This window comes from Bacillus sp. WC2507, from assembly GCF_052656125.1.
The window spans coordinates 2,647,024-2,669,529 of record NZ_JBQXPN010000001.1 but is presented as its reverse complement, the minus strand read 5'-3'; the positions used below and the strand labels follow the sequence as shown (position 1 = coordinate 2,669,529).

Below are 22,506 nucleotides of genomic sequence, written 5' to 3'. Positions count from 1 at the left end.
AATATGTCTCCATGCAGTGATACTATTTTTACTGGGCCTTGTTCGGCTGCTCTACTGGGACTGGATTTCCACCCGCTCTTTTCGTTTTCAATTCAAAATACGCATCCAAAATCTCTTTACCAATCGCGGAATTAATTCCTGATTTGTCATCATTCACCCATGGTACAACAACTGAAAAAGCTACTTCCGGATCAGCATCATATGGTGCATAACCGGCAAGAGTTAAATTATAACATTTTTTTCGGTTATAGTTTTCATCTCTTCCAATATCACTTTCTCCACCATATACAGTCTCAGCTGTCCCTGTTTTTCCAGCTGGTTTATACGGTAATCCTTTAAACGTTGCAGTACCTGTTCCGTCAGTTTCTTGAAAAACTCTTCTAAATCCTTCTTTTACATGATTAATGTATGAAGTGTCCATATCCACTCGATTTAAAATAACTGGTTCAATAGACCGGACAACTTTTCCAACATCCTCTGGTCTATGTGGTTGCTCTCTCACTTCTTGTACAATTTGTGGTTTCATTCGGTAACCACCATTTGCAATCGTTGAAATATATTGAGCAAGTTGAAGCGGCGTATATGTATCGTACTGTCCAATCGCATAATCAAGTAAAAAACCTGGTATGTTATCAGTTCTACCCATTTGACCAATCGATTCATTCGGCAAGTCAATACCCGTTGGTACACCTAACCCGAACTGTCTAAAATAGTAGCGCATTTTATTAAATGTCTCTTGTTTAATGTCTAACGGATTGTTTGGTACATAATTTATACCAGCCATTTTTAATGCTGTATTAAACATATAAACGTTTGATGATACTTGTAAAGCTCTTAAATCATCAATATCACCAAATTCTTTCCACGATTTCTTCGGCTTCGTACTTCCTTTAAAATACATTGGTGCATCAAAGAAATGCGTATACGGCTTAATTGTGTCCGTTTGATATCCGGCTAATAATGTAGCCCCTTTCACAGTTGAGCCTAACTCATAAGAACTTGTCATCGTTCCTAAAGCAAAATCTTCTATTTGCATCCCACCATCTTTATTTACAATTTTCTTTCCTGCCATTGATAAAATTTGGCCGTTTTTCGGGTTCATCATTACTACGAACGCACGATCCATCATCGGCTCTGCAGAATGAAATGCTCGTAAATTCTTTTCAAGACTTTCTTCTACTTTTTTCTGTAACTCCATATCTACTGTTAACATTAAATTATTTCCACTTTTTCCTTCGGTCACTTTTTCCGTCCGAATAATATTTCCTGCTTTATCCGTAATATTTTTAGTCTGTTCTTTCGTTCCATGTAATGCATCTTCGTATTGTTTCTCGATGTAACTCTTACCAATACGGTCATTTCGGTTATAATCACGTACTAAATAATAATCTAATTGTTCTCTTGGCAACCCCTCATTTTCAGTAGAAACGCTACCAAGAATAGAACGAAGTATTTTATCATTTGGGTATTCACGTTCCCAATCCACTGTCGTATCCACTCCTGGCAAACTTGCCAATCTTTCACTTACGACTGCATATTCATTTTGACTTACATCCTTTTTAACAATTTGCGGCGTCATTTTATATCCCGCATTCATCTTACTTTTAATTGCTAGTACTTCTAGATCCTCTTTTGAAAGTTCACTTAATTCTTCTTGTGTAATTCTTTCTCGGCGCAACTCTTCTACTTTTCCATCTAATTCTTTCCCTTCTATCTCTTGCTTCCTAAATGTACTCTCATCTTCTTTCGTTACTTTTGCTGCGGCACGCTTTTCATTTAACTGCATCCAAAAATCTTTTTTATCTGTTTCTGTTAACTTACCTATATCTTCTGGTGACATTTCAATTAGCTGCGCTAAATGTCTTGCGACTTGTAAAACTTCTTTCGAATCTACTCCTTTCATTTTCGTATATGTAACGGTTCGTAGCGGTTTGTTATTTACAATCACTTGACCTTGCCGATCAAACATTTTTCCTCTAGGAACAGGCGTGCTTACCGTTACATCTTCCTTTTTGTTCACTTCATTTCTATACGTTTCGCCATCAATGATTTGTACTTTACCTAATTGAATTATAATAGCTGAAAATAAAAGAAAGACGATAAAAAATAGTACATTTAACCGAAAAGGAATATGAGTCTTTTTCTTTTTCGATTGTTTCTTCTGCTCCTTTTTCTGTCTCATTTCGCTCCCTCGCTTCATTCTATTAACATTTCTACACAGAACCATTATGTATCAAATTTATTTATATGATATATATAGAATTTTATATTAATTATAAAAGAAATAAAAGATTTAATTTTCAGTATTTTAATTTTACATCCTATTTATTACCATTCCCCTTAATACGTCATAACATGAATTTTATTCTGAAAGAAATATCGTAATAATTGGTTTTTTATACCCCTCGTTTTCATTTCTTTGTATACTTAAGAAATAAATCAATAAAAGACATTACTAAGGAGAAAACGAAATGACAGATGCATTTACAATACATACTAATACGTCACATTGTTTAAATTTTATGATTTACATTCAAAATATGTATCTCAACCAAAAAGAGAAAAAAGAAAATTTGAGATTTCCTTACATAGCAAGACAATTAAACTTCTCTACTGACTTTGAAGCGAATTTCAAAGAATTATGGCATACACTTCGCAAACAAATTGCTAACGACAAATATGATTTACAAATTTTCTATGAAGAAAATCATATCTTTTATGAGAAGTTTTTTGACACTCATTTATGTAATGAAGAATCCTTTAAAGAGTTAATATGTAGTTTTAAAGTATGGTGGACTAGCATAGCAGGTCAGCTTTCATTAGAACATTCTGTAAGTGATTATAGTGAGCAACTTTATAATGACTTAGTTTTATACCTAAATCAAAACCAAATAGAACCTTTACAACAGCTACATATTAGCTTACTTTATGACGACTGTGTACTCGCTAAAGAAAACATTTCTTCCTATTCTGCTATTTTGCCAACCAAAACATTTTTTATGGGTTATAAAGATGTAATTACTACATTATCGAAATGTTTTCATGTTGTTTAATACAGCGATTACTCAAATAAAAAACTGAGGTGGATACCTCAGTTTTTTCGATAACTTATTTAATCGAAGACAATCCTTCAACAAACTCACCAATCTTATTTTGAAAAACAAAATCAAAGTTATATTCTTGCCCAGTTAACTCTTCATTTACTAAGATCGTTGTTGCCCCTATTTCCCTCTTTGCAATTTCTGGGAATGAAGCGACAGGTTGTACTTTTAATGACGTTCCCATAACGATAAGTACATCTGTTTCATATAAACGTGTTATTGCATTTTGATATTGCGGTAATGTATCTCCGTATAAAACGACGTCTGGATTTAAGATGAAATTACACTTCTCGCAACGAGGCACTTCATGATCAATCATATACTGTAAATCATATCCCGCTTTACACTTCGGACAATGTGCTGTTTGAAGTGTTCCATGTAAATCAATGACATGTTTACTACCGCCTAATTGATGTAAACCGTCAATATTTTGCGTTAAAATCGTAATATCTTTCCCTTGTTCTTCGAATTCAGCTAAAAAGCGATGGCCACGATTTGGTTTATATTGATGAAACGTATTAATTTGAAAGATTTCTTTATAATGCTTCCAAAATTCTTTCGGGCTTCTATTATAATATCCTCTTGATAAATACATCTCGACATTCGCATCAGCATACAATCCATTTGCTGAACGGAAATCTGGGATACCACTTTCCGTACTTGCTCCTGCACCTGTTAACACTGTAATTTTCTTCGCTTGCTCTAAAATTGAACGTACTTCTTCAAATTGCTGCACAACAATCACCTCTATGTATTTTCCTATTCTTATTATACCAGTTGTTTACAGGAGGTGTTGTACAATTCATTCTACTTAATGCGTCGTACCTCCAACTTCCACAATATCCACCTCAACTATCGTCGTTACCTCAATCGCCAATTCTATCCCTTTACTAATAGTAGAAAGTGACATACTCGGTTGCCCTGGATAATTACTCGCTTGTTCTGGTAAGAACGGAATATGAATAAATCCACCTTTTATTTTCTGATCATGTTTCTCTATTTCATACATAAGACCATAGAATAAGTGATTACAAACGAATGTACCTGCTGTTTGTGAAACGGAAGCTGGTATCCCTTCTTCGTGAAGTCTTTTTACAATTGCTTTCATCGGAAGTGTAGACCAATAAGCAGCCGGTCCTTCTTCTATAACCGGCACATCTACTGGCTCATTCCCTTCATTGTCAGCAATTCTTGCATCATCAATATTAATTGCGACACGCTCTACCGTAATATCTGGTCTGCCCCCAGCTTGTCCGATACATATAATTATTTCCGGTGTTAGTTCTTCTATATATTCTTTTAAAACTTGTATTGATTTATGAAATACAGTTGGTACTTGTTTACTAATAATCTTGTATTCTCCGATTGTTTTTTCATGCAAACTTTTTGCGACTTCCCAAGCTGGATTGATGCTTTCTCCGCCGAACGGATCAAATCCTGTTAGTAATACTGTTTTCATAGTTTTACCCTCCTAATTAGAAACGATATACAAGTCCGTACATAATAAACATATTGATAATAAAGATTGAAAGAGCAATTGGTACTTGCGCTTTAATAACTGCATTTTTATCTTTTAGCTCTAAAAGCATCGCCGGAACGATATTAAAGTTTGCTGCCATTGGTGTAAGCAGCGTTCCGCAATATCCAGCAAACATCCCGAGTGCTGCCATAATTGCTGGGTTTCCTCCGTGCATTTGTACAATTAAAGGTAAGCCAATTCCGCCAGTAATAACGGCAAATGCTGCGAATGCATTTCCCATTACGACTGTAAAGAGCATCATTCCTAAACAATACGCCATAACAGCAACGAACGGATACTCTGTCGGTAATACTTGGCCGACTAAATCAGAAACGACTTGCCCAACGCCAGATTTCGCGAAAATACCGCCAAGTGCTGCTAACATTTGTGGTAAAATCACAGCCCAGCCGACAGCTTGTAGTAGTCTGCTTCCTTCTTGCACAGGCGTTGTTATTTTCGATTTTGTGATACGCATTGCCGCAACAAATGCAAGTAATGCCCCAAGCGCTAATGCGACTAGCGTTACTTTATCTGGATCAACAAGCGAAACATTCCCCCATTTGATTTTTCCTAACGTTAACGTACCGATGATTGTAAAAATTGGTATTAATAGTGCAGGCATAAAAATTTTATTCTTTAATTTCTCAGCATGTTTTACACGTTCTTGTACTGGAACTTCTTTCTCTTCTGATTTTGTTACTTTATTTAGTGAAGCTAACATGACCATAGCAAGTACGATACAGCCAACATAAAACGAAGGGATTACATTTCCGAATAAAAACGTAACTGCAAATAACGCCCAAAATAAGCTAGAACCAAATCGATTTGGATGTTCACGATCGAATGCGATACGAACAGCGATAAAGGCAACGATTATACCTAATACGTAATAAATTGTATCCATTGTAATGATGTTCATTTTATATTGCCTCCTTCTCTTCTTTTTCTTTTGATGTCATCGTTTTCGCTATATATTTATCAAATCTTCTAAACCTGATCCAGCTTACAATAAGTGCTGATATTGCGGTTGGAATACCCCAAAGCGCCATATCCCACACACCGACATGCATACCTACTGAATCGAAGAATCCTTTCATTAATAAAATCGCACCAGTCGCGATAAATATATCTTCTCCGAAAAACCAAGCTGTATTTTCCGCAGCTGCTGCGTTTGCTTTAATCTTCTCTCTTAATTTTTCAGGCAGTTTACCGTATTTACCTTGTGCTGCTCCTTCTGCCATCGGTGCAACGAGCGGTCTTACTGTTTGTGCATGACCACCAATATTCAATCCAAGTGCTGCTGATGATTCTCTTATCGTAAAATACGACATTAAGACTCTTCCAGTTGTTGCGCCTTTTGATTTCGTTATAAGTGCTTCTGCTCTTTCTTTTAAACCGTAACGCTCTAAAATTCCGATTACCGGTAAAGTTAGTATAATCGGCATAGACATATATCTATTTTCTATGAAAAATTTACCGAACATACTGATCACATCATAAAAACTTAATCCTGAAACCATACCAGTAACAATACCTGCAACCATAACGACTAACAGTGTATTTAATCTAAATAAAAAGCCAACTGCAACAAGTAGTATCCCGATTAATTTAATCATTCCAGCACTTCCCCCTATTTTTTATTTTGGTGCACAAATAGAAACACCATTAAGTTCGAATGTTCCGTATATTTTCTTCGCAAATTGCACTGCTTTCTCTCCATCACCATGTAAACAAATTGTTTTCGCCTGAACTACTACTTTCTCTCCGTTCACCGCTTTTACATAGCCTTCTTTCACCATTTCAAGCACTTGCTTTATCGCTTCTTCTTCATTTTTTATGAGTGCATTTTCTTCCGTACGACTTGTTAACGTCCCATCTTGCTGATACGTACGATCAGCAAAAGCTTCTTGTACGAGAGTTATATTGTATTTTTCCGCGGCCTGTATAAACGCCTCGCTATTCGCTAATCCGTAAAGTAATAGATTGGGGTTCATATGATAAATTGCCTTTGCAATCGCATCTGCAATTTCCGAATCAGTCGCCGCCATATTATATAGAGCACCGTGCGGTTTTACATGCTGCATTTTCCCGCCAGCTGCTTTCACAAAAGCGTCTAATGCACCAATTTGATATAAAACATAATCGTATACTTCATTTGCTGAAACGTTCATGTTCCTTCTCCCAAATCCAATTAAATCAGGAAAACCAGGATGTGCCCCTATTGCTACATTATGCTGCAGTGCTTTCTCAACCGTTTTTCTCATTACAGTTGGATCACCCGCATGAAAACCACAAGCAATATTTATAGAGGAAACGAACGGAAGAATTTCATCATCATTCCCCATTTTATAAGCTCCAAAACTTTCTCCTAAATCACAGTTTAAATCGATTGTAGTCACAATGTTTCCTCCTAATTTCAGCTTCGTAAAGCGATGAATTTCTTTAATAGATTCATATTTATTTCTTTTTCTATGTACAATTGTTCCGCTTCTTCAAGCTTAATTTTCTCAAAAGAAACATAGTCCCCCGGTTTTAGCTGGGCAAGAAGAGGTAAATCTACTGAAATGATATTTCCCATTCTCGGATAGCCACCTGTCGTTTGCCTATCTGCCATTAATATAATAGGCTGTCCACCGTTTGGAACTTGAATGGTCCCAAATGTAACCGGACTCGATAAAATCTCTTTTTCTTCCATCCTATTTAAAACTTCTCCCTCAACTCTATAGCCCATACGGTCAGCGTAATTAGATACTTTATACTCTTTCGTAAAAAATGCCTGTATACTTTCTTCTGTAAATTGATCATATTCAAAATCAGTGATGACACGAAGCTTAGGATGTTTCTTATACTTTGGTCGTACGCTGCTGCTAATTGCCCATTTCGTTTTCATTCGCTCATCCTTTTGTAAGTCTTGAATGAAACGATTCGCCATTTCTGAGTGCGTACCAAGTTGAAAATAATCCCCTTTTTTCAGCATTCTTCCTTCAATACCACCAATCGCAGCACGTATGTAAGTACTTTTGCTTCCCATTGTACGATCAATATGTATACCACCTGCAAAAGTCACATACGTTCTGCAACCGCTTTTCACTTTTCCAAAGCAAAGCATGCTACCTTCTTCCGCTAAAATAGGACACCATAATGGAATACGCTCCCCATTTAGTAGCGGTTCCATATCCGCACCACCAATCGCAAGTAACGTCGTTTTCTTTATTAACATTTTCGGTCCCATAATCGTCATTTCGAATCCCGCTTCATTCTCTTCATTACCAACTAACATATTGATCATCCGAAGTGCACTTTGATCCATAGCCCCGCCAACAGGTACGCCGTATTGTTGATAATGAGATCGCCCTAAATCTTGGACTGTTGTAAACATTCCTGCATGCAAAACCTCTACATCCATTCCTTAGCCCCCTCAAGTGATACGTACTCTTCTTTCGTTATTGGAATAAATCGTAAATACATACCGCTTTGAATATAAGTTGGTGTTTCTTCTTCCGGATTAAATAAGGAGATTGGTGTTCGGCCAATAATATTCCATCCACCTGGTGTTTCAAGCGGATAAATACCTGTTTGATTACCGCCAATACCTACTGAACCAGGAGAGATTTGCAGCCGTGGTGTTTCTTTTCTAGGTGTTTCTAGTTCTTTTGATAGTCCTCCTAGATACGGGAACCCTGGTGTAAAACCTAGCATATACACAAAATATGTTGTTTCACTATGTATTCGAATCACATCTTCTACTTGCAAACCGTGATAATGTGCAACCTCTTCTAAATCAGGTCCATATTCTTCCCCGTAACAAACTGGTATAGAAATCTGTTTCACATCTCGGTTCAATTCTTCTTTATACGAATCACACAGCTCTTTTATATATTGGCAAACGTAATTATATAACCCTTCACTTCTCTCATTTCGCTTCCATACTTCGTATACATTGTAGTAGACCGCTAAGGAAGTAAACGACGGAACGCATTCAATCATTCCTGTAAACGGATGTTGCTGTAGTGCTTGAAATAGTCGTTGCACTTTTTCGTATACATCCATCCCCATTTCTTCACCAAATGTAACAATAATTGCTTGATCCCCTAATGCAGAAAATTTCATCCTACTCCCTCTTTCTATGCCAAAAAGCCGAGTTCTTTCGAAATGCGATGTGCTGTTTCTTTCACCTTCGCGATAAAATATGAAATATTACTTTCGCTATACTCAATTGCTAATCCCGAAATACTAATACCTGCTACAACCGTTCCATCGCTTGCAAAAATAGGCGCTGCTATAGCCGCAGTATGATTTTCTAACTCAGAGTAGCTAATGGTATGTCCTTCCTTTTTCGCCATTTGTAACACTTCTAGCAATTGCTTCTTATCCACGATTGTTCCATCTGCAAACTGCTTTAAATCCGTTTCCTCTATGTATTTTCGTTTCTCTTCCTCAGAGAAATACGATAGTAAAATTCTTGGACAAGCACCGGCATAAAGTGGAGCTCGTCTTCCAACCGCCGTATACACACGTACCGGCTGAACTCCTTCCATCTTTTCCACATAAATCGCGTCATTACCATCTTGAATAATTAAATTAACTGCCTGCCCTAAACTATCCCTAAGCTCTTTCATATATGGAATCGCAATATTTCTTACTGATAACCTTTGTGAAACAAGTTGACCAAATCGTAAAAAAACGACTCCTAGACGATATCTTCCCTTCTCGTTTTTTTGTAAAAACTCCATTTCTTCTAACGAGCCGATTAAACGATAAACAGATGTTTTCGGCATACTCGTAAGCTGAACCATCTCTGTTAAACTTAGTTCTTCATGCTCATAAAACAATTCCAAAATATCCATTGTCTTAACTGCCGTTTTATTTATACTCATTCTATCTCCCTCTTGTTCCGAATTTCGGAACTTGAATTCCGTTTTTCGAAACAAACATATAATTTAAAATTATAAAATATTCTTTCAATTCTATCAATATTTTTTTCAATTACTTAATCTTTATGTTTTGTCAGTAATTTAAAATAAGCGTAAATAATTATATACATTTGTAAATTTTCACATTAAACTATTACATTTCAATATTTTTCAATTATCATATACATAATACGAAATATAAGGAGTGTTTCTTTTGAAAAAGTTGCTAGTGATTCCTGCTATTATGCTATCTTTTTGTATAGGTTATAATGTGACATTTGCTACAAACGAAGATACTAAGCTAGACTCTCAAATTGAACAACGTGCCATAACTAACGAAGACGTTGCATTTTTCGGATCAACCACTTATAATTTCAACTATTTTAATGGAGATAACTTAAGCGTTCTTGTACAAAATACTGGTGATTCTCCTTTTAGTTATACTTTATATAACGCTAAAGGTGCTTGGATGATTGACGGAACTTTAAAACCAGGGGAACAAGCGATAAGTGAATTTAGTATAAATTGGAGTGATTGGCTTCCTGACGGTGAATATAAAATTATTTTTAGAAATAGAGACGGTTCACTTTCCAAAGTACATGTTGCTACAAAACTATTTGAATAAAAGTTACAATAAAAAAGTACGGAAGTTTAGATTTGAAATAAAATTTGATCACCTTTCATTAATAACACTGATATAAAAGAAAATATAAAGAGCATGTATTGTTCAATACATGCTCTTCTCATAGTTATTCAAAGTATTCTTTTTTTAACATGATTGATTGTTCCTTCGTAGAACTAACAAGTCTATTAGTTACATATTACTTATTTTTCAAAATCGTTCTTTTAGCTTTTTTAATCATTCTACTAGTTGATTTTATGTCAGTATCCTTTTCCCATTCTTCACACAGGTTCATTACCCAATCCGGTTTCGTTTTACTTGCATCATTTAACCAGTTTCCAACCGAATCTTGTACATATTTTGATGGATCTGATTTAAGTAAATTAAGAATGGGAAGTGCTTTTTCTGGTTCTTGTTTTAATATTTCAATATGTTTACTCCATACACCTCGAGGACGAATAGATTCTACAGAGAACCTGCGAATATTCTCATCTTCACTTTTTGCCCATTCTACTAACAATTCCACACTTTCTTCTATATTTTGTGAAAGATCTTCTCTAATTGACATCCAAGCAATTTCTCGAACACCAAAATGATGATCCGCCGCAAAAGGTCGAATATACGTTAATGTATCTTTTAATGTGTTATTTGATTTTTTATTCATAAACGCTGCCCAACATCGTACACTATCTGAAATATGCTTAGATAATTTTAACAGTACGTCTTCCTTGTTTCCTTCATTCTCTTTGATTATAATTTCATCTAGTAAAGTGCCTGTTATTCGTATGACTTTCATTCCTGTTTCAACGTTCTGTTTTTCCAATTCACCTACTATATATTCCAAACTATTCTTGAGTCCTATTGAAGGTAAGACATTTTTAAGTAGTTCAATATGATTTATAGCTAGCCATTCTGTTAGATTAACACTTTCTATTTTCCCTTGCTGTAGTAACTGTAAGACCTCTTTAGGAATTTCGTTTACTTTCCTGGCTCCTTTCCTGTTTAAGATAACTTTTGATTCTTTCGTTGTCATCTTAATTCCCTCCTTTCAATATTATCTTCAAATAAACAGAGGCCATTTTGAAAAATAATAATCAAAATGACCTCTGTCTTTCTTAACTGAACATTCAGTTTCACAAAAAATGTGATTTAAATCCGCCGGAAGAATATTTCTCCCATACTTGCTTTATAACGCTCTTACTTGTTTCAACGGCCAGAAAACAGCTTGTCCTTTTCCGACAATTTCATCTTCTGAAATAAATCCAAACATACGACCGTCTTTAGAAACTTCACGATTATCCCCTAAAACAAACACTTGGCCTTCTGGCACTTTCGTTTTTCCTGTGATTTGTTCTAACGTAAAGTCTGGAGTTAATACACGGCCTGCTGCTTTTTCTTTAAACTCTTTTAAATATGGTTCTTCCATTGCTTTTCCGTTTACATATAAAACATCATTTTTATACTCAACTGTATCACCTGGTAAACCAATTACTCGTTTTACTAAATCGTATCCTTCTTTTCCGTGGAAGACGATAATATCAAAGCGATCTAATCCACTTATACTATAACCAATCTTATTCACAAGAACTCGTTCGTTATTTTCTAAAGTGGGCATCATTGATTCGCCTTGTACTAATGACGGTGTAAATAAAACACCACGAATAATTGCGATTAATACAAGGGTAAATCCTATCGTTTTAGCCCATGAGAATAATTCTTTCTTCGTATTTTCCTTCATCGTTTCTCCTCTTTCTTACGTGTTTATTTTATCCCGTATTAACGGGCAGTAAGACCCCACCTCAAAATTCAGCGAAAACAAAGAAGCTAGGTGGGGATCAACTGCCCGTAAAAGCCCGATTGGTTCAACTAATAATCAATGGGGGATGCCCCCACTGATTAAAGTTTCACTTTATCATTCGAACTAATTCTTGTACTATATTAAGATCAATTTCAGCAAAACATGATTTCCCTTCTCTTACCGCTGTACCGACATGAGCTTGCGTGATTCCAGTTTCATCTAGCAATTGCTTTATATTTTCTTTCGTCACGCCAGCTCCAGCAACAAGTTGAATTTGACCATCGCTTACCTTTTGCATCTCTGTAAGCACCGGAATATTATCAACTATATCTCCTTGTCCACCTGAAGTTAAAACGTGAGTCACTTTATGAAATTTCTTTAAAGTTTTCATCGCTTCCACTGGATTTTCTATATCATCTATCGCACGGTGATACGTTACATTTATTCCATCTACAACAGACAATAAATCTGCTAGTTTCTCTTCATCCACTTCATTTTGTTCGTTTAGTACACCTAATACAACACCAGCTGCTCCTAATTCCTGCGCAACTATAATATCTTCTTTCATCATTTCAATTTCTTCTTCCGTATATGTAAAAGACTTCGCATGCGGACGAATCATAACGTGAATTGGAATATGTACTGCTTCTACCGCTTTTTTTATAAATGCATAACTCGGCGTTAAACCGCCTTCTGTATAAGATGAAATTAATTCAATTCGCTTCCCGCCAGCTCGTTCAATTCGTTTCACATCTTCTAAACATGTTGCAATAACCTCTAGCATGAGATAACCTCTTTTCGTGCTTTTTTCTTATTATACAGTAGGTGAAATAAGAAGCATAGCATTCTCCAATAAAACGATAAAAAGAAGAATGAAAAGAAAGATTTTTTCAATTATATTTAGTTATTTTTCTTAGTTACTTCATTATAATAGTGGCTAAATGCGTCTACTAATGCATCAACGGAAGCATATAATTCTTCTGGTGTATTATCTACGCCTCCCATTTCAATAAGTAATGCATTTGGAGAAAGATCTTGATTGTATACTCCATTCCCGCTTTTACGATCTTTAATAAAAATCCCCCGGCTTAAACCGTAATACTTCTCATCTAAATATGAATTTATTGCCGTTACTATTTTTTTATTTTTTTCATAGTTAGGATTCTCTCGTCCTAAAATAAAATAAAGCCGAGCATAATTCTTTCCATTAATATTTTTTGTTGTGATATTTTTTCGTGCATCATCTCTATGAAGATCCATTGGAAACATAATATTTTTATCTTGTGCTAATTTATCTTGTAATACTTGACGGGATCCTTTGTAAGATTGGGCCCAATTCAAATTTTTATTTCGCAGAAAATCCCTCATATTTGTCGTATCATGTGAGACACCTATTCCTTTTTCTTCTAACTTTTGTTTTAAATAATTTCCAACAAACGTAATATTCACTTCATTATTTGTACTGGAAGCATCATCGGGTATAGTAGCACCTGGAATAAGAGGAATAAACGATTCCCAACTATGTGTATGATAAATAAAAACTTTATTTTCACCGTTATTTTGTGTATTTGAATTGTTTTCTTTCTCACTCTTTGGGTGTTCAATAGCAGAACCTTTATCTTTAATATTCTCTAAAGGAATGCTGGATTCTTCAGGAATGTTCGTATAATCTGTTCCTTCCCCAGCAATTAATATTTCCGAATAAAATTGATTCATATTTGGAAGTTCTCGAGTTAATAAACTTCGGAGATCATTGACATTAATATTTGTAGAAAGTGAAAGTAAAAAAGATTCCAAAGACGCTCTTCCTTTTTCTTTATGAAATTCTTCTGCAAAATATCGATTCTCACTTCCTATCATATACATAAGGCCTTTAGTAGAATTACTTCCTAATAATTGATTAACATAATACGATTTGAATACGTTTGAATTACTAGAAATGAAGAATGAAGTGAGGATACATATAATCGTGAATAAAATACATATCACTACATACTTTATATTAAATACTTTCAGTTTCACTTTATTCATTTTATATCTCCCTTCATTTACTATATTCTTACGCTTAATTTTTAAGTAATATGATTAATAATTTAATAGAATCGCCTCAACTACTATTTTTTCAGTTAACCTCTTTCCGTAAAGCAAACGAGATTCATTTGCCGCGCGTAAATATCACCAAAGATTTTAAAAGAAATTAAATAACCTGAGTCTATAATTGTATAGACCCAGGTTATTTAATTTCTTTATTTTCCATGTCAATGCCTAATTGGTCTTTCAATAACTTTATACCTTTTTTGGTAAGATGGACAGCCCGATTCTTATCCGTTTTTGTAATCCATTCCTGTTCAAAAAATAGTGTTGCTATTGCAGATCCTAACCAACCAGAAATATGGTAGCGTCTTTCACTCCAATCAAGACAAGGTTTTGCAAATACCCTCCTCTTTATTTCTGCCACTTCAATATTTATTCCAAAATTCAAAAACCATTGCTTACCTTGTTCCGTTACAATGTATTCTCCTTCCTCTAAAATTATAAATTTCCTATCTAGTAATTTTTCAGTTATCTCTACACCGAGTTTGCCTGCAAGATGATCATAGCAAGTTCGAGCATAACGAACTTGTTTTAGTTGATCCGATTGTTTTAAAGAACGAACTTGGACTGTTGGTGCGATTGTTCCTAACTTTTCAATAACTTCTGCTACCTCTTGATTAGCAAGTCGATAGTAACGATGTCTACCATGTTGTTCAACTGTAAGTAAATTCCCCTCTACTAATTTAGAAAGATGAGAACTAATTGTTGGATGTGACACTCTTGCCATATAAGCCAATTGGCTAGCAGGTAGTGCCTGATTATTCATTAGACAATCTAAGATGATTGCTCTTGTAGGTTCAGCAATTAGTTTAGCTATATATGAGATATTCGGATATACATTCATATTTCGATGATACCCTAACTATTAAATTGATACAATTATTTTAAGTTTAATAGTAAAGGAGAATGTATTATGAATGCAATTGATCTTAGTATATTAAATTTGAAAGAAACGAGAAGGCGCTCAGAAAAATTATGGAATTCTCTTCCCGATAATTTTCTTAATTGGAAGCCTGATCATGAGGCTATGTCCTTTGGTGAAATGATTCGTCACGTATGGAGCTCAACTTTTTACTATCATATGATTTTAAAAAACAACGGCTCAATAAACGACATACATATCCCGTATGATGACGAGCCAATTACTTGTGTTAAAAAAGAGATTGAATCAGCGCAATCATGTTTTGCCGATTTCATAGAATATGTTCAATCAATAAGCATAGCAGAGCTAGATTCAAGACTTATTGATCGAAGCGATGTTGGCTATCAACGGTATTTAGGCGACATGCTATTACGAATTGCCTATCATGATGCGGTCCATGCGGGTCAATTTTTACAATATTTGCGAATGGTAGATTTGGAAAGACCTTTAATTTGGGATTAAAAGCTGCCAAACTAACATTGTAATAAATATTTTTTAGTCAGGAACACTTCCAAAATTATGATAACCATTTATATTAAAAACCTACATCTCAACTTGGTAAGTTCTCACACATAAAAAGCACGTGTTCGATTATTAATCAAACACGTGCTTTCAAAACAACTATATTGCACATAAATAATAAAATTCAAGCTAAAAACCTACGACCGAAACGCCGCATCCGCTAATATAGACAGTGTTGCATCATCCATCGGCGGATTGTGCAATCCTGCTCTGACGTTTAAATAGTAGCGATGAAGTGGATTTTTTTCTGATAAACTTTTTGCTCCTACGATGCGCATTGCTTTATCTACAATAGATATTGCCGCATTCGTTACGGCATATTTTACTGCTGCTAGTTCAGCTTGTAATGATAGTTTATCCTCTGCCTCATCGTACTTTTTCGCAATTTGATATAAAAAGACGCGAGCTTGCATAAGCTCAAGTTCTAATTCTCCAACTAATCTTCTAACATTCGGCAATAAACTAATAGAATGATTTAAACTATTTGGTTTGTATGATCCCGCAAATTGAACTGCATAATTTCTTGCTGCTTGTGCAATTCCTAAATAACATGCTGGTATATGTAGCAACCAGCCAATACCGATACGATAAACTTAACTAAATCTATACAATTCAATCAAATTTACACAAGTTAGTGCTTCATCGTGTTCTCGCAACCCCGAAGGGACGAGGGGTATAACACTCCACACGAGGCAGTATCGTTACCTCCTATTATCAAGCATTTATTTTACCCATCTTGATAAATTTGTCGACGCATTTACATCCCTATCGTGATGGCTATTGCATGAAGCACAACGCCACTCACGTATTTTTAAACTCCACTGTCCTTCTGGTTGAACTGAATGGTCGTATTTCACTCCGCAACATGAACAAATCTTGCTTGAGGCGAACCATTTATCAGCTTTTACATACGCAATGCCATACTTCTCGCACTTGTATGATAAACATTGAAAGAAGAAGTTTAATTTTTGGAATGAAAATGCTTTCGATAGCTTTTTGTTTTTTAACAGGTTTGAGATAGATAAGTCTTCCACAACAATCCTCATTGGTTTGGTTTTCACCAATTTAGCTGTTGCTTGATGGATATGGTTATTTCGGATATTCGTAATTTTCCTAGATAACCGCAGGTGCTCAGCTTTCGCTTTTTCATATCCGGCAGATTGAATTTTTGCACCTTTTTTAAATCTCCTAGACATATCTCTTTGTGCTGACTTTTTCCTTTTCAAAAGTTTTTTAACCTTGGCATCTTTGTTTATATTTCGTTCTTTCATACCATTAGAAGCTACAAAAAGCTCTTTTAAACCAACATCCACACCAATCGACTCATTCGTTAGTTCTTGTAATTCAAAGTCTTCTTGGAATCCTACACTAATCCACCAGTGACGACCATCAAAGGTAACTCTTGGATTGGATGGTTTTTTGTTTCTTGGTAGTTGTTGGCTTGTTTTCACTTCTCCAATGGACTGAATATGAACTACTTTCTTTCCTATAGTCAGTCTTTCATAATTGGCATAAAATCCTTGGATTAAATCTTTTTTGGATTTATAAGAAGTGTGAGAACCATTTTTGTACTTTTTGAACGCATATTTTCTCGCCGTATCAAAATCTTTTGAAGCCTGTTTAGGAACTTGTGCATTGATGTCTTTTAACCACTCATATTTCTTTCGCTTCTTGATCTTTGTAAATCGTTTCTGTAAAGCTAACTGTGAAACAGATTTTCCAAATAGCTTATAGTATCTATCACTCATTCTTTTACAATAGTTATAAGCGAATCTTGCAGCTCCAGCATGGTTTCTAAGCACTTGTTCTTGTTCAGGCGTTGGAATCAGTCTGACTTTCTTCGCCAATATCATCAGAATGTAACTCCTTTAATGAAAGATTTGTTCTTCTGAATCGTAGCGTGTTCCACCAGCATTCTCCTTAGACTACTCGGATGCAAACCTGTTAATTCTGATACTTGACTAACTCGTGAAAATTTCATTATTATTCTCACCTCATTGAATCCAACATAGCACGTACGTTCGATATTTTCAATGAAGTTTGATAGATTTAATAAAATTTATCTTGTTCAACTAAGGGCGCAATTCCTTAGCCAGTTCTCTTATGAACTTCTCATGTTTTCACATGAGCGCAGACTATATGTTTATCTCCTTAGAGATAGAGGATTTTTCCACCACCATAGGCTTGTGGTGTACTCTCGTCAGTTATACGAGATAGTCGTTGAACGTTCATCTTATCCATTTTAACTTAGATGATTCGATGCGGAAGACCCATTGTTCTAATGTTTAGGATTTAACCTTGCACCATCTGATTGATTTTTTCTGCTTTCGCAACATTCACGCTCGCCATTTCTAGCCACGTTGTAGTTCAACCAGCTTTAGGGATTGCCCGCAGTTAACCCTCACTACTAGCCAATCACTTGACTAGCAGGGCTTACTGATATATTTAATTAACTTTCGTTATAATTGGTTAAATAAATCGTAACAGTTAGTTACCCTTTTGTTTCACTTTCCCTCCTTTTATGTCCGTAAAAAAGCAGTCCTCAATCTCTACATTTTGCAAAACGAGATCATGGCTCGCAGTTCCTCGCATTGCGATACTATCCCATGTCTCTTCAATCGTTACGCCTTGTGTATTCTTTGGAATAACAAACTCACCAACTTCATCTCGGCCTTCCATACTCGCTGAAATAATAAAATAATCAAGTATTGGCGCCATCGTTGTAAAAGTTTTCCTTCCATTTATTACCCACTTCTCGCCTTGTTGAACCGCTATTGTTTCTGGTTTTCCACCACGCGTCGGACTCCCTGTTTTCGGCTCTGTTGCTGCCCTGTTAAAGAGCGCCCCGTTACGTACTTCTTCGCAAAACCATTTGAACATCTCATCATTCCAAGAGCGATTTTCCGCTAGCTCTTTCACAATGCCAAGATGCCAGCCAATCGATAATGCAGTAGCTCCGCAGCCTTCCGCGATTTTCTCTTGAAATAAAACGAAGTCATATAAAGAAATCGCACTACCACCAAATTCCTTCGGTAACGTTAATTTCGTATATCCGATATCTTTCAAATCATTTATATTTTCATACGGAAATGATCCTAATTCACTTAATTGATGCTCTCTTTCCATGAACTTCGGAATCAATGTATTTATTTGTTCAATAATGAAAGATTGTTCTTCTGTTTCAACAAATGAGAGTGCCATACTATAATCTCCTTTATGTTCGATTCATAAACCGTTCATTTTGTCATTATGATTATATGAAGCTACCTCTCTATTGTTTCACTATTCCGATAAAAATACAATGTTTTTGACTAATAAGAAAAGTTCCTATTGAAAGATAGGTTCTTTTCTTATTAGTCTCCCTTCAATGCCTTTAACGGCAAAGAGGTTACATATCCAATATACGAGAATAATTCTTTAAAGAAGAATGGTATTTCTGTATCTAACGTTTTATATGCTGATGTCGGCGTTGGTGAAGCATACGCTTCAATATTAATATGTTTTGCGATTCTCATTGCGCGTTTCATATGAAGTGGATCACTTACAATCGTGTATGTGCGTATTCCGTTCTCTATTCCAACTTCCTTCGCATTCTTTAAATTTTCTTCAGTGAAAAGTGATTTTGTTTCAATTAAAATATCTTCCTCTTTTACACCTTGTTTCATTGCATATACTCTTGCAGTACGCGCTTCCTCAAGCTCTGCCTCAAACTTTGTACCACCTGTAAAAATAATCTTTTTAATATTTCCGTTCTTATATAAAGAAATCGCATGATTAATTCTTTCTTTAAATACAGGAGATGGCTTTCCATTCCATGAAGCTGCTCCTAGTACGATACCAGCATCTGTTCTCACGCTATCATCTGTTTTAAAACGATAGCTCCAAATATCGTAAGCTGCGTAACTTACATATAAAATAGCAGAACAAATCATTAGTAAAAATACTTGAAAGATTCGTCTTTTCTTACTCTTCTTATTTTCTTTCATTTGTAATTGCCTCCGTACATCATCCATACTTCTATAAAAAAACATTTATATCAAATCGTTTTGTTTGAATTTATTTAAAAGAAGGAACTTTACTTGTTATTTATATATAAAAGGGTTTTCATTTAAAATTGAGGATTATCAATTCATTTTCATTTGCGGTTTTCATTACATTTTAAAATTCATAAGTTTATTACCATACAACTACATTGTAACGAATTTTTTCTCAGAAGGGAACGATGAAACAAAAGGAATTAAAATAAAGTAGCATTTTGTAAGAAAAAAGGTATATTTTTCATACCTCACGAACAATATACCTTTCAAAACACGAATTATAACTTTTCTTTATACAACTCTAATTTTTCTAACAATTGTTCTTTTACGCCTGGCCATTCACTCGAGATGATACTATACACAACCGCATCTCTCACATAGCCATTCGGCAATTTTCTTTCATTTCTAAGCACACCCTCTTTAACTGCACCTAACCTTTCAATTGCTCGCTGTGCTTTTTCATTTCTTACATCTGTCTTAATTTGTACCCTCAGCATATGCAATTTTTCAAAAGCATACTGGAGAAGCAAATACTTACACTCAGTATTTATACTCGTACGTTGCACACTTGGATGATACCACGTTTGGCCTAACTCGACTGTTTTATCTTCTACTGAAATATTATATAGACGTGTACTTCCTACAATCGTATTCGTCTGTTGATCCACTACAACGAAAGGTATTTGAGTCCCCTTCCCATAACCCTGTATCGCTTTTTGCACATATTGCTGCATATCTTGCGCAGTATCCATTTTAGAGATTAAATACGCCCAAATATCCCGATTTCCTTCTACAATCGAAAACAAACTTTCGACATCATCACTATCTATTAACCGTAACTTTGCTCTTTCGTGAATGATTTCCATTTGTAAGCCCCCTTTTTCTTACTATATCACACAAAACAATATTCCATTATATAAATAATAAAATATTAAAACCCATTTGTATATGCCCTTACACTTAATTTAATTTTTGATACCTTCTCACATAATCATCCGCAAAACTCTCTAACAAATACCGTGTAAATCCCATTGCATCAAGCTAAATTTATATTGGTTTCATTTCATGTAAGATCTTTCTTTTTCTAAAGGTCTAGTGTACGTTCTTTAAAGTTTTGCATATAAAAAGCGCTATTATTTCTATAAAAGATTATTGTTTTTTCATTTATGGATCAATTTTTCAGTTTGATAGTTTGGATAAATATGGATGAAAACCGAAAAATACTATATGATAATGAAGTGAAACTTTAATCGATGAACGTTTTATGGTTAATTAATATGGGATAAATGGGAGGATATAAAAATGCTAGATCAAATTACCTGGGGAACACCTGGCAGCTTATTATGCTTAGGATTCTTTTTTGCAGGATTAGGAATTTTCTTAAGAAGTATTACATCATATACGAAAAATAAATAAAACATCAAAAAGGTGTACATTTTCACCTGAAAGTGTACACCTTTTTCGTTTTAGAGTATCTACTTGATAAAAATACCAAACAAAAGAATCCTTCTGTAAATGGAAGGATTCTTTTTTATAATTGTATCTTTTTAAAACTTTAAAGTAACTATTCCCGCCTTTCCTTTTAAAGCAACAAATAAGCAATCGGCGTAATTATAAGCAACGTTAATATCGTTCTCTGTACATACAGAATAATAAGTTCCGATACTTTTAACGGAATATCTGTCGATAATATACAAGGAATGGAAGCTGAGAAAAACAATATAGATGATACCGAAACAACCGCAATGACAAACTTTGTTACGAGCGGTGCACCTACAACTAAAAGTGAAGGTAAAAACATTTCCGCAATACCAACAGATGCCGCTTTAGCAGCTAAATCTGCTTCTGGTAATTGTAATAGCCATGTAAAAGGATAGAAGATATAACTGATCCAATCAAATATTGGCGTGAATTTCGCTAAGACGATACCAATTAATCCTACAGACATAATAGATGGTAAAATCCCCATCGTCATAATAAAGCCATCTTTTAAATTTACTACGATATTTTTCATAATACTCGGTGCAGTTTTCGATACTTCTAACGCATCTTCCCAAGCGCGTTCTAACATTTTCTCTTTATAAACTGGCTCTGGGAACCCTTCTTCTGTTACATATGTATCTGGTTTTCTGCTAAGTGGTGGGATTCTTACGGTGATAGCAGTTACGATGAATGTTACAACGAGAGTAGTCCAAAAATAAACATTCCATAAATGCATAATGTCTAATGTTTTTGCGATGATGATCATAAATGTTGCGGATACTGTAGAAAAACCTGTAGCGATAATGGCTGCTTCTTTTGTCGTATACTTTCCTTCTTTATACACGCGATTCGTAATAAGAAGTGCAAGCGAATAACTCCCCACAAAGGAGGCAACCGCATCGATTGCTGATCGTCCTGGTGTATTCCATAAAGGTCTCATAATTGGACGGCAAAATGTACCGATAAATTCAAGTAATCCGTATCCAACTAATAACGCTAAAAAAGCCGAGCCAATTGGAACGAGTAAACTTACTGATATTACTAATTTTTCATACAAAAATGGCCCTACATCTTGTGCAAAGAACCAAGCTGGCCCTACTTTCAAACAATATAATACACCAAAAACGACGCCAACTACCTTTAAAATAGAAAAACAAATGTCTACGATAGATGCATTCCATTTTTTCGTATAAAATGGATAAATCGCACCCATTACCATAACAAGTAGTGCGTAATAAGGTACTACGCTCGGAACTGAAGTACGAATCCATGATACGATATGATCAATCATAATGGACGAAGCACCATTTATCGTAACTGGTACGAAAAACATAAACACTCCAACTAGACTAGCGAGTATAAACCGAAGAATGATCCTCTTCTCACTCCCTGTCTTAATTACATTCCTTTTTAATTCAATTTCACTCAAAATTCGACACCTCCTATTTATCTAAATATTCTGTATAATAATGTTACATTCCTTCTTTCCATTTCTA

At 35.0% G+C, this 22,506-nt stretch carries 22 protein-coding genes and 2 pseudogenes; 3 read left to right on the top strand and 21 right to left on the bottom strand.

Annotation, left to right across the window (positions count from 1 at the left end):
* Positions 1-28: 28 nt before the first annotated feature.
* Positions 29-2,182, bottom strand: a complete 2,154-nt coding sequence (locus ACUN28_RS14215) for a peptidoglycan D,D-transpeptidase FtsI family protein (RefSeq protein WP_016136748.1) — start codon at positions 2,180-2,182, stop codon at positions 29-31.
* 289 nt (positions 2,183-2,471) lie between these two features.
* Here ACUN28_RS14215 and ACUN28_RS14210 point away from each other — a divergent pair, with 289 nt between their 5' ends.
* Positions 2,472-3,053 (top strand): hypothetical protein, encoded by a 582-nt coding sequence (locus ACUN28_RS14210; RefSeq protein ID WP_016136749.1) that lies wholly within the window; start codon positions 2,472-2,474, stop codon positions 3,051-3,053.
* Positions 3,054-3,108: 55 nt separating this feature from the next.
* Here the strand turns inward: ACUN28_RS14210 and ACUN28_RS14205 are convergent, their stop codons facing one another.
* From ACUN28_RS14205 to ACUN28_RS14170, 8 genes are all read right to left on the bottom strand, one after another.
* On the bottom strand, positions 3,109-3,837 hold the full coding sequence (locus tag ACUN28_RS14205) for an NAD-dependent protein deacylase (RefSeq protein ID WP_016087299.1): 729 nt from the start codon (positions 3,835-3,837) through the stop codon (positions 3,109-3,111).
* A 75-nt stretch (positions 3,838-3,912) separates the two neighbouring features.
* Positions 3,913-4,560 (bottom strand): pyroglutamyl-peptidase I, encoded by a 648-nt coding sequence (pcp, locus tag ACUN28_RS14200; protein WP_016136750.1) that lies wholly within the window; start codon positions 4,558-4,560, stop codon positions 3,913-3,915.
* 16 nt (positions 4,561-4,576) lie between these two features.
* The gene (locus ACUN28_RS14195; protein ID WP_016087297.1) at positions 4,577-5,539 is read right to left on the bottom strand and encodes a DUF979 domain-containing protein; all 963 of its coding nucleotides are present in this window, start codon (positions 5,537-5,539) and stop codon (positions 4,577-4,579) included.
* Position 5,540: 1 nt separating this feature from the next.
* Positions 5,541-6,236 (bottom strand): DUF969 domain-containing protein, encoded by a 696-nt coding sequence (locus tag ACUN28_RS14190; RefSeq protein ID WP_000593388.1) that lies wholly within the window; start codon positions 6,234-6,236, stop codon positions 5,541-5,543.
* Positions 6,237-6,257: 21 nt separating this feature from the next.
* On the bottom strand, positions 6,258-7,019 hold the full coding sequence (gene pxpA / locus ACUN28_RS14185; RefSeq protein WP_016136751.1) for a 5-oxoprolinase subunit PxpA: 762 nt from the start codon (positions 7,017-7,019) through the stop codon (positions 6,258-6,260).
* A gap of 17 nt (positions 7,020-7,036) precedes the next feature.
* On the bottom strand, positions 7,037-8,026 hold the full coding sequence (locus tag ACUN28_RS14180; RefSeq protein ID WP_016136752.1) for a 5-oxoprolinase subunit C family protein: 990 nt from the start codon (positions 8,024-8,026) through the stop codon (positions 7,037-7,039).
* On the bottom strand, positions 8,017-8,730 hold the full coding sequence (pxpB, locus tag ACUN28_RS14175) for a 5-oxoprolinase subunit PxpB (RefSeq protein ID WP_016134847.1): 714 nt from the start codon (positions 8,728-8,730) through the stop codon (positions 8,017-8,019). Before pxpB ends, ACUN28_RS14180 begins: the two co-directional genes overlap by 10 nt.
* A 14-nt stretch (positions 8,731-8,744) precedes the next feature.
* The gene (locus ACUN28_RS14170) at positions 8,745-9,497 is read right to left on the bottom strand and encodes an IclR family transcriptional regulator (RefSeq protein WP_016134848.1); all 753 of its coding nucleotides are present in this window, start codon (positions 9,495-9,497) and stop codon (positions 8,745-8,747) included.
* 250 nt (positions 9,498-9,747) lie between these two features.
* Between ACUN28_RS14170 and ACUN28_RS14165 the strand changes: the two genes are divergently transcribed.
* Positions 9,748-10,158, top strand: coding sequence for a hypothetical protein (locus ACUN28_RS14165; protein WP_000735607.1), 411 nt, complete (start codon positions 9,748-9,750; stop codon positions 10,156-10,158).
* 196 nt (positions 10,159-10,354) lie between these two features.
* On the opposite strand, the gene ACUN28_RS14160 is transcribed toward ACUN28_RS14165, so the two are convergent.
* The 5 genes from ACUN28_RS14160 to ACUN28_RS14140 form a co-directional block, all read right to left on the bottom strand.
* Positions 10,355-11,188 (bottom strand): DNA alkylation repair protein, encoded by an 834-nt coding sequence (locus ACUN28_RS14160; RefSeq protein WP_016136753.1) that lies wholly within the window; start codon positions 11,186-11,188, stop codon positions 10,355-10,357.
* A gap of 153 nt (positions 11,189-11,341) precedes the next feature.
* Positions 11,342-11,893, bottom strand: a complete 552-nt coding sequence (gene lepB, locus ACUN28_RS14155) for a signal peptidase I (protein ID WP_000662489.1) — start codon at positions 11,891-11,893, stop codon at positions 11,342-11,344.
* A 166-nt stretch (positions 11,894-12,059) separates the two neighbouring features.
* Positions 12,060-12,737, bottom strand: coding sequence for a copper homeostasis protein CutC (locus ACUN28_RS14150; protein WP_016087291.1), 678 nt, complete (start codon positions 12,735-12,737; stop codon positions 12,060-12,062).
* Positions 12,738-12,853: 116 nt separating this feature from the next.
* Positions 12,854-13,984: a stage II sporulation protein P gene (spoIIP, locus tag ACUN28_RS14145; RefSeq protein WP_016136754.1), complete on the bottom strand. Its 1,131-nt coding sequence runs from the start codon at positions 13,982-13,984 to the stop codon at positions 12,854-12,856.
* Between the two features lie 202 nt (positions 13,985-14,186).
* Positions 14,187-14,891 carry an ArsR/SmtB family transcription factor gene (locus tag ACUN28_RS14140; RefSeq protein ID WP_016136755.1) on the bottom strand — a complete coding sequence of 235 codons (705 nt, stop codon included), beginning with the start codon at positions 14,889-14,891 and terminating at the stop codon, positions 14,187-14,189.
* Positions 14,892-14,960: 69 nt separating this feature from the next.
* Between ACUN28_RS14140 and ACUN28_RS14135 the strand changes: the two genes are divergently transcribed.
* Complete coding sequence (locus ACUN28_RS14135) at positions 14,961-15,431, top strand: DinB family protein (protein WP_016136756.1); 471 nt, start codon at positions 14,961-14,963, stop codon at positions 15,429-15,431.
* Between the two features lie 197 nt (positions 15,432-15,628).
* Here the strand turns inward: ACUN28_RS14135 and ACUN28_RS14130 are convergent.
* The 7 genes and pseudogenes from ACUN28_RS14130 to ACUN28_RS14100 form a co-directional block, all read right to left on the bottom strand.
* A pseudogene (locus ACUN28_RS14130) lies at positions 15,629-16,072 on the bottom strand (acyl-CoA dehydrogenase family protein); the annotation flags it as partial.
* A 141-nt stretch (positions 16,073-16,213) separates the two neighbouring features.
* Positions 16,214-17,344 carry an RNA-guided endonuclease InsQ/TnpB family protein gene (locus ACUN28_RS14125; protein ID WP_016136757.1) on the bottom strand — a complete coding sequence of 377 codons (1,131 nt, stop codon included), beginning with the start codon at positions 17,342-17,344 and terminating at the stop codon, positions 16,214-16,216.
* Entirely contained in the window at positions 17,344-17,472 is a 129-nt protein-coding gene (locus ACUN28_RS14120) for a hypothetical protein (protein WP_000672785.1), read from the bottom strand. Before ACUN28_RS14120 ends, ACUN28_RS14125 begins: the two co-directional genes overlap by 1 nt.
* Positions 17,473-17,984: 512 nt before the next feature.
* Positions 17,985-18,692 (bottom strand): annotated as a pseudogene (locus ACUN28_RS14115) (acyl-CoA dehydrogenase family protein); the annotation flags it as partial.
* A gap of 152 nt (positions 18,693-18,844) precedes the next feature.
* Positions 18,845-19,477 (bottom strand): YdcF family protein, encoded by a 633-nt coding sequence (locus ACUN28_RS14110; protein WP_000662227.1) that lies wholly within the window; start codon positions 19,475-19,477, stop codon positions 18,845-18,847.
* Between the two features lie 329 nt (positions 19,478-19,806).
* Complete coding sequence (locus tag ACUN28_RS14105; protein WP_016087284.1) at positions 19,807-20,394, bottom strand: GNAT family N-acetyltransferase; 588 nt, start codon at positions 20,392-20,394, stop codon at positions 19,807-19,809.
* A gap of 716 nt (positions 20,395-21,110) precedes the next feature.
* Positions 21,111-22,439, bottom strand: coding sequence for a YjiH family protein (locus tag ACUN28_RS14100; RefSeq protein ID WP_016087283.1), 1,329 nt, complete (start codon positions 22,437-22,439; stop codon positions 21,111-21,113).
* Positions 22,440-22,506: the final 67 nt, after the last annotated feature.

Coding starts and splice junctions, on each gene's coding strand:
- pxpB (WP_016134847.1), bottom strand. CDS start 8,730: ATGAAATTTTCTGCATTAGGGGATCAAGCAATTATTGTTACATTTGGT.
- ACUN28_RS14125 (WP_016136757.1), bottom strand. CDS start 17,344: ATGATATTGGCGAAGAAAGTCAGACTGATTCCAACGCCTGAACAAGAA.
- ACUN28_RS14135 (WP_016136756.1), top strand. CDS start 14,961: ATGAATGCAATTGATCTTAGTATATTAAATTTGAAAGAAACGAGAAGG.
- ACUN28_RS14210 (WP_016136749.1), top strand. CDS start 2,472: ATGACAGATGCATTTACAATACATACTAATACGTCACATTGTTTAAAT.
- ACUN28_RS14120 (WP_000672785.1), bottom strand. CDS start 17,472: ATGAAATTTTCACGAGTTAGTCAAGTATCAGAATTAACAGGTTTGCAT.
- ACUN28_RS14180 (WP_016136752.1), bottom strand. CDS start 8,026: ATGGATGTAGAGGTTTTGCATGCAGGAATGTTTACAACAGTCCAAGAT.
- ACUN28_RS14105 (WP_016087284.1), bottom strand. CDS start 20,394: ATGGAAATCATTCACGAAAGAGCAAAGTTACGGTTAATAGATAGTGAT.
- ACUN28_RS14170 (WP_016134848.1), bottom strand. CDS start 9,497: ATGAGTATAAATAAAACGGCAGTTAAGACAATGGATATTTTGGAATTG.
- ACUN28_RS14150 (WP_016087291.1), bottom strand. CDS start 12,737: ATGCTAGAGGTTATTGCAACATGTTTAGAAGATGTGAAACGAATTGAA.
- ACUN28_RS14195 (WP_016087297.1), bottom strand. CDS start 5,539: ATGAACATCATTACAATGGATACAATTTATTACGTATTAGGTATAATC.
- pcp (WP_016136750.1), bottom strand. CDS start 4,560: ATGAAAACAGTATTACTAACAGGATTTGATCCGTTCGGCGGAGAAAGC.
- ACUN28_RS14190 (WP_000593388.1), bottom strand. CDS start 6,236: ATGATTAAATTAATCGGGATACTACTTGTTGCAGTTGGCTTTTTATTT.
- ACUN28_RS14140 (WP_016136755.1), bottom strand. CDS start 14,891: ATGAATGTATATCCGAATATCTCATATATAGCTAAACTAATTGCTGAA.
- lepB (WP_000662489.1), bottom strand. CDS start 11,893: ATGAAGGAAAATACGAAGAAAGAATTATTCTCATGGGCTAAAACGATA.
- ACUN28_RS14160 (WP_016136753.1), bottom strand. CDS start 11,188: ATGACAACGAAAGAATCAAAAGTTATCTTAAACAGGAAAGGAGCCAGG.
- ACUN28_RS14110 (WP_000662227.1), bottom strand. CDS start 19,477: ATGAAAGAAAATAAGAAGAGTAAGAAAAGACGAATCTTTCAAGTATTT.
- spoIIP (WP_016136754.1), bottom strand. CDS start 13,984: ATGAATAAAGTGAAACTGAAAGTATTTAATATAAAGTATGTAGTGATA.
- ACUN28_RS14215 (WP_016136748.1), bottom strand. CDS start 2,182: ATGAGACAGAAAAAGGAGCAGAAGAAACAATCGAAAAAGAAAAAGACT.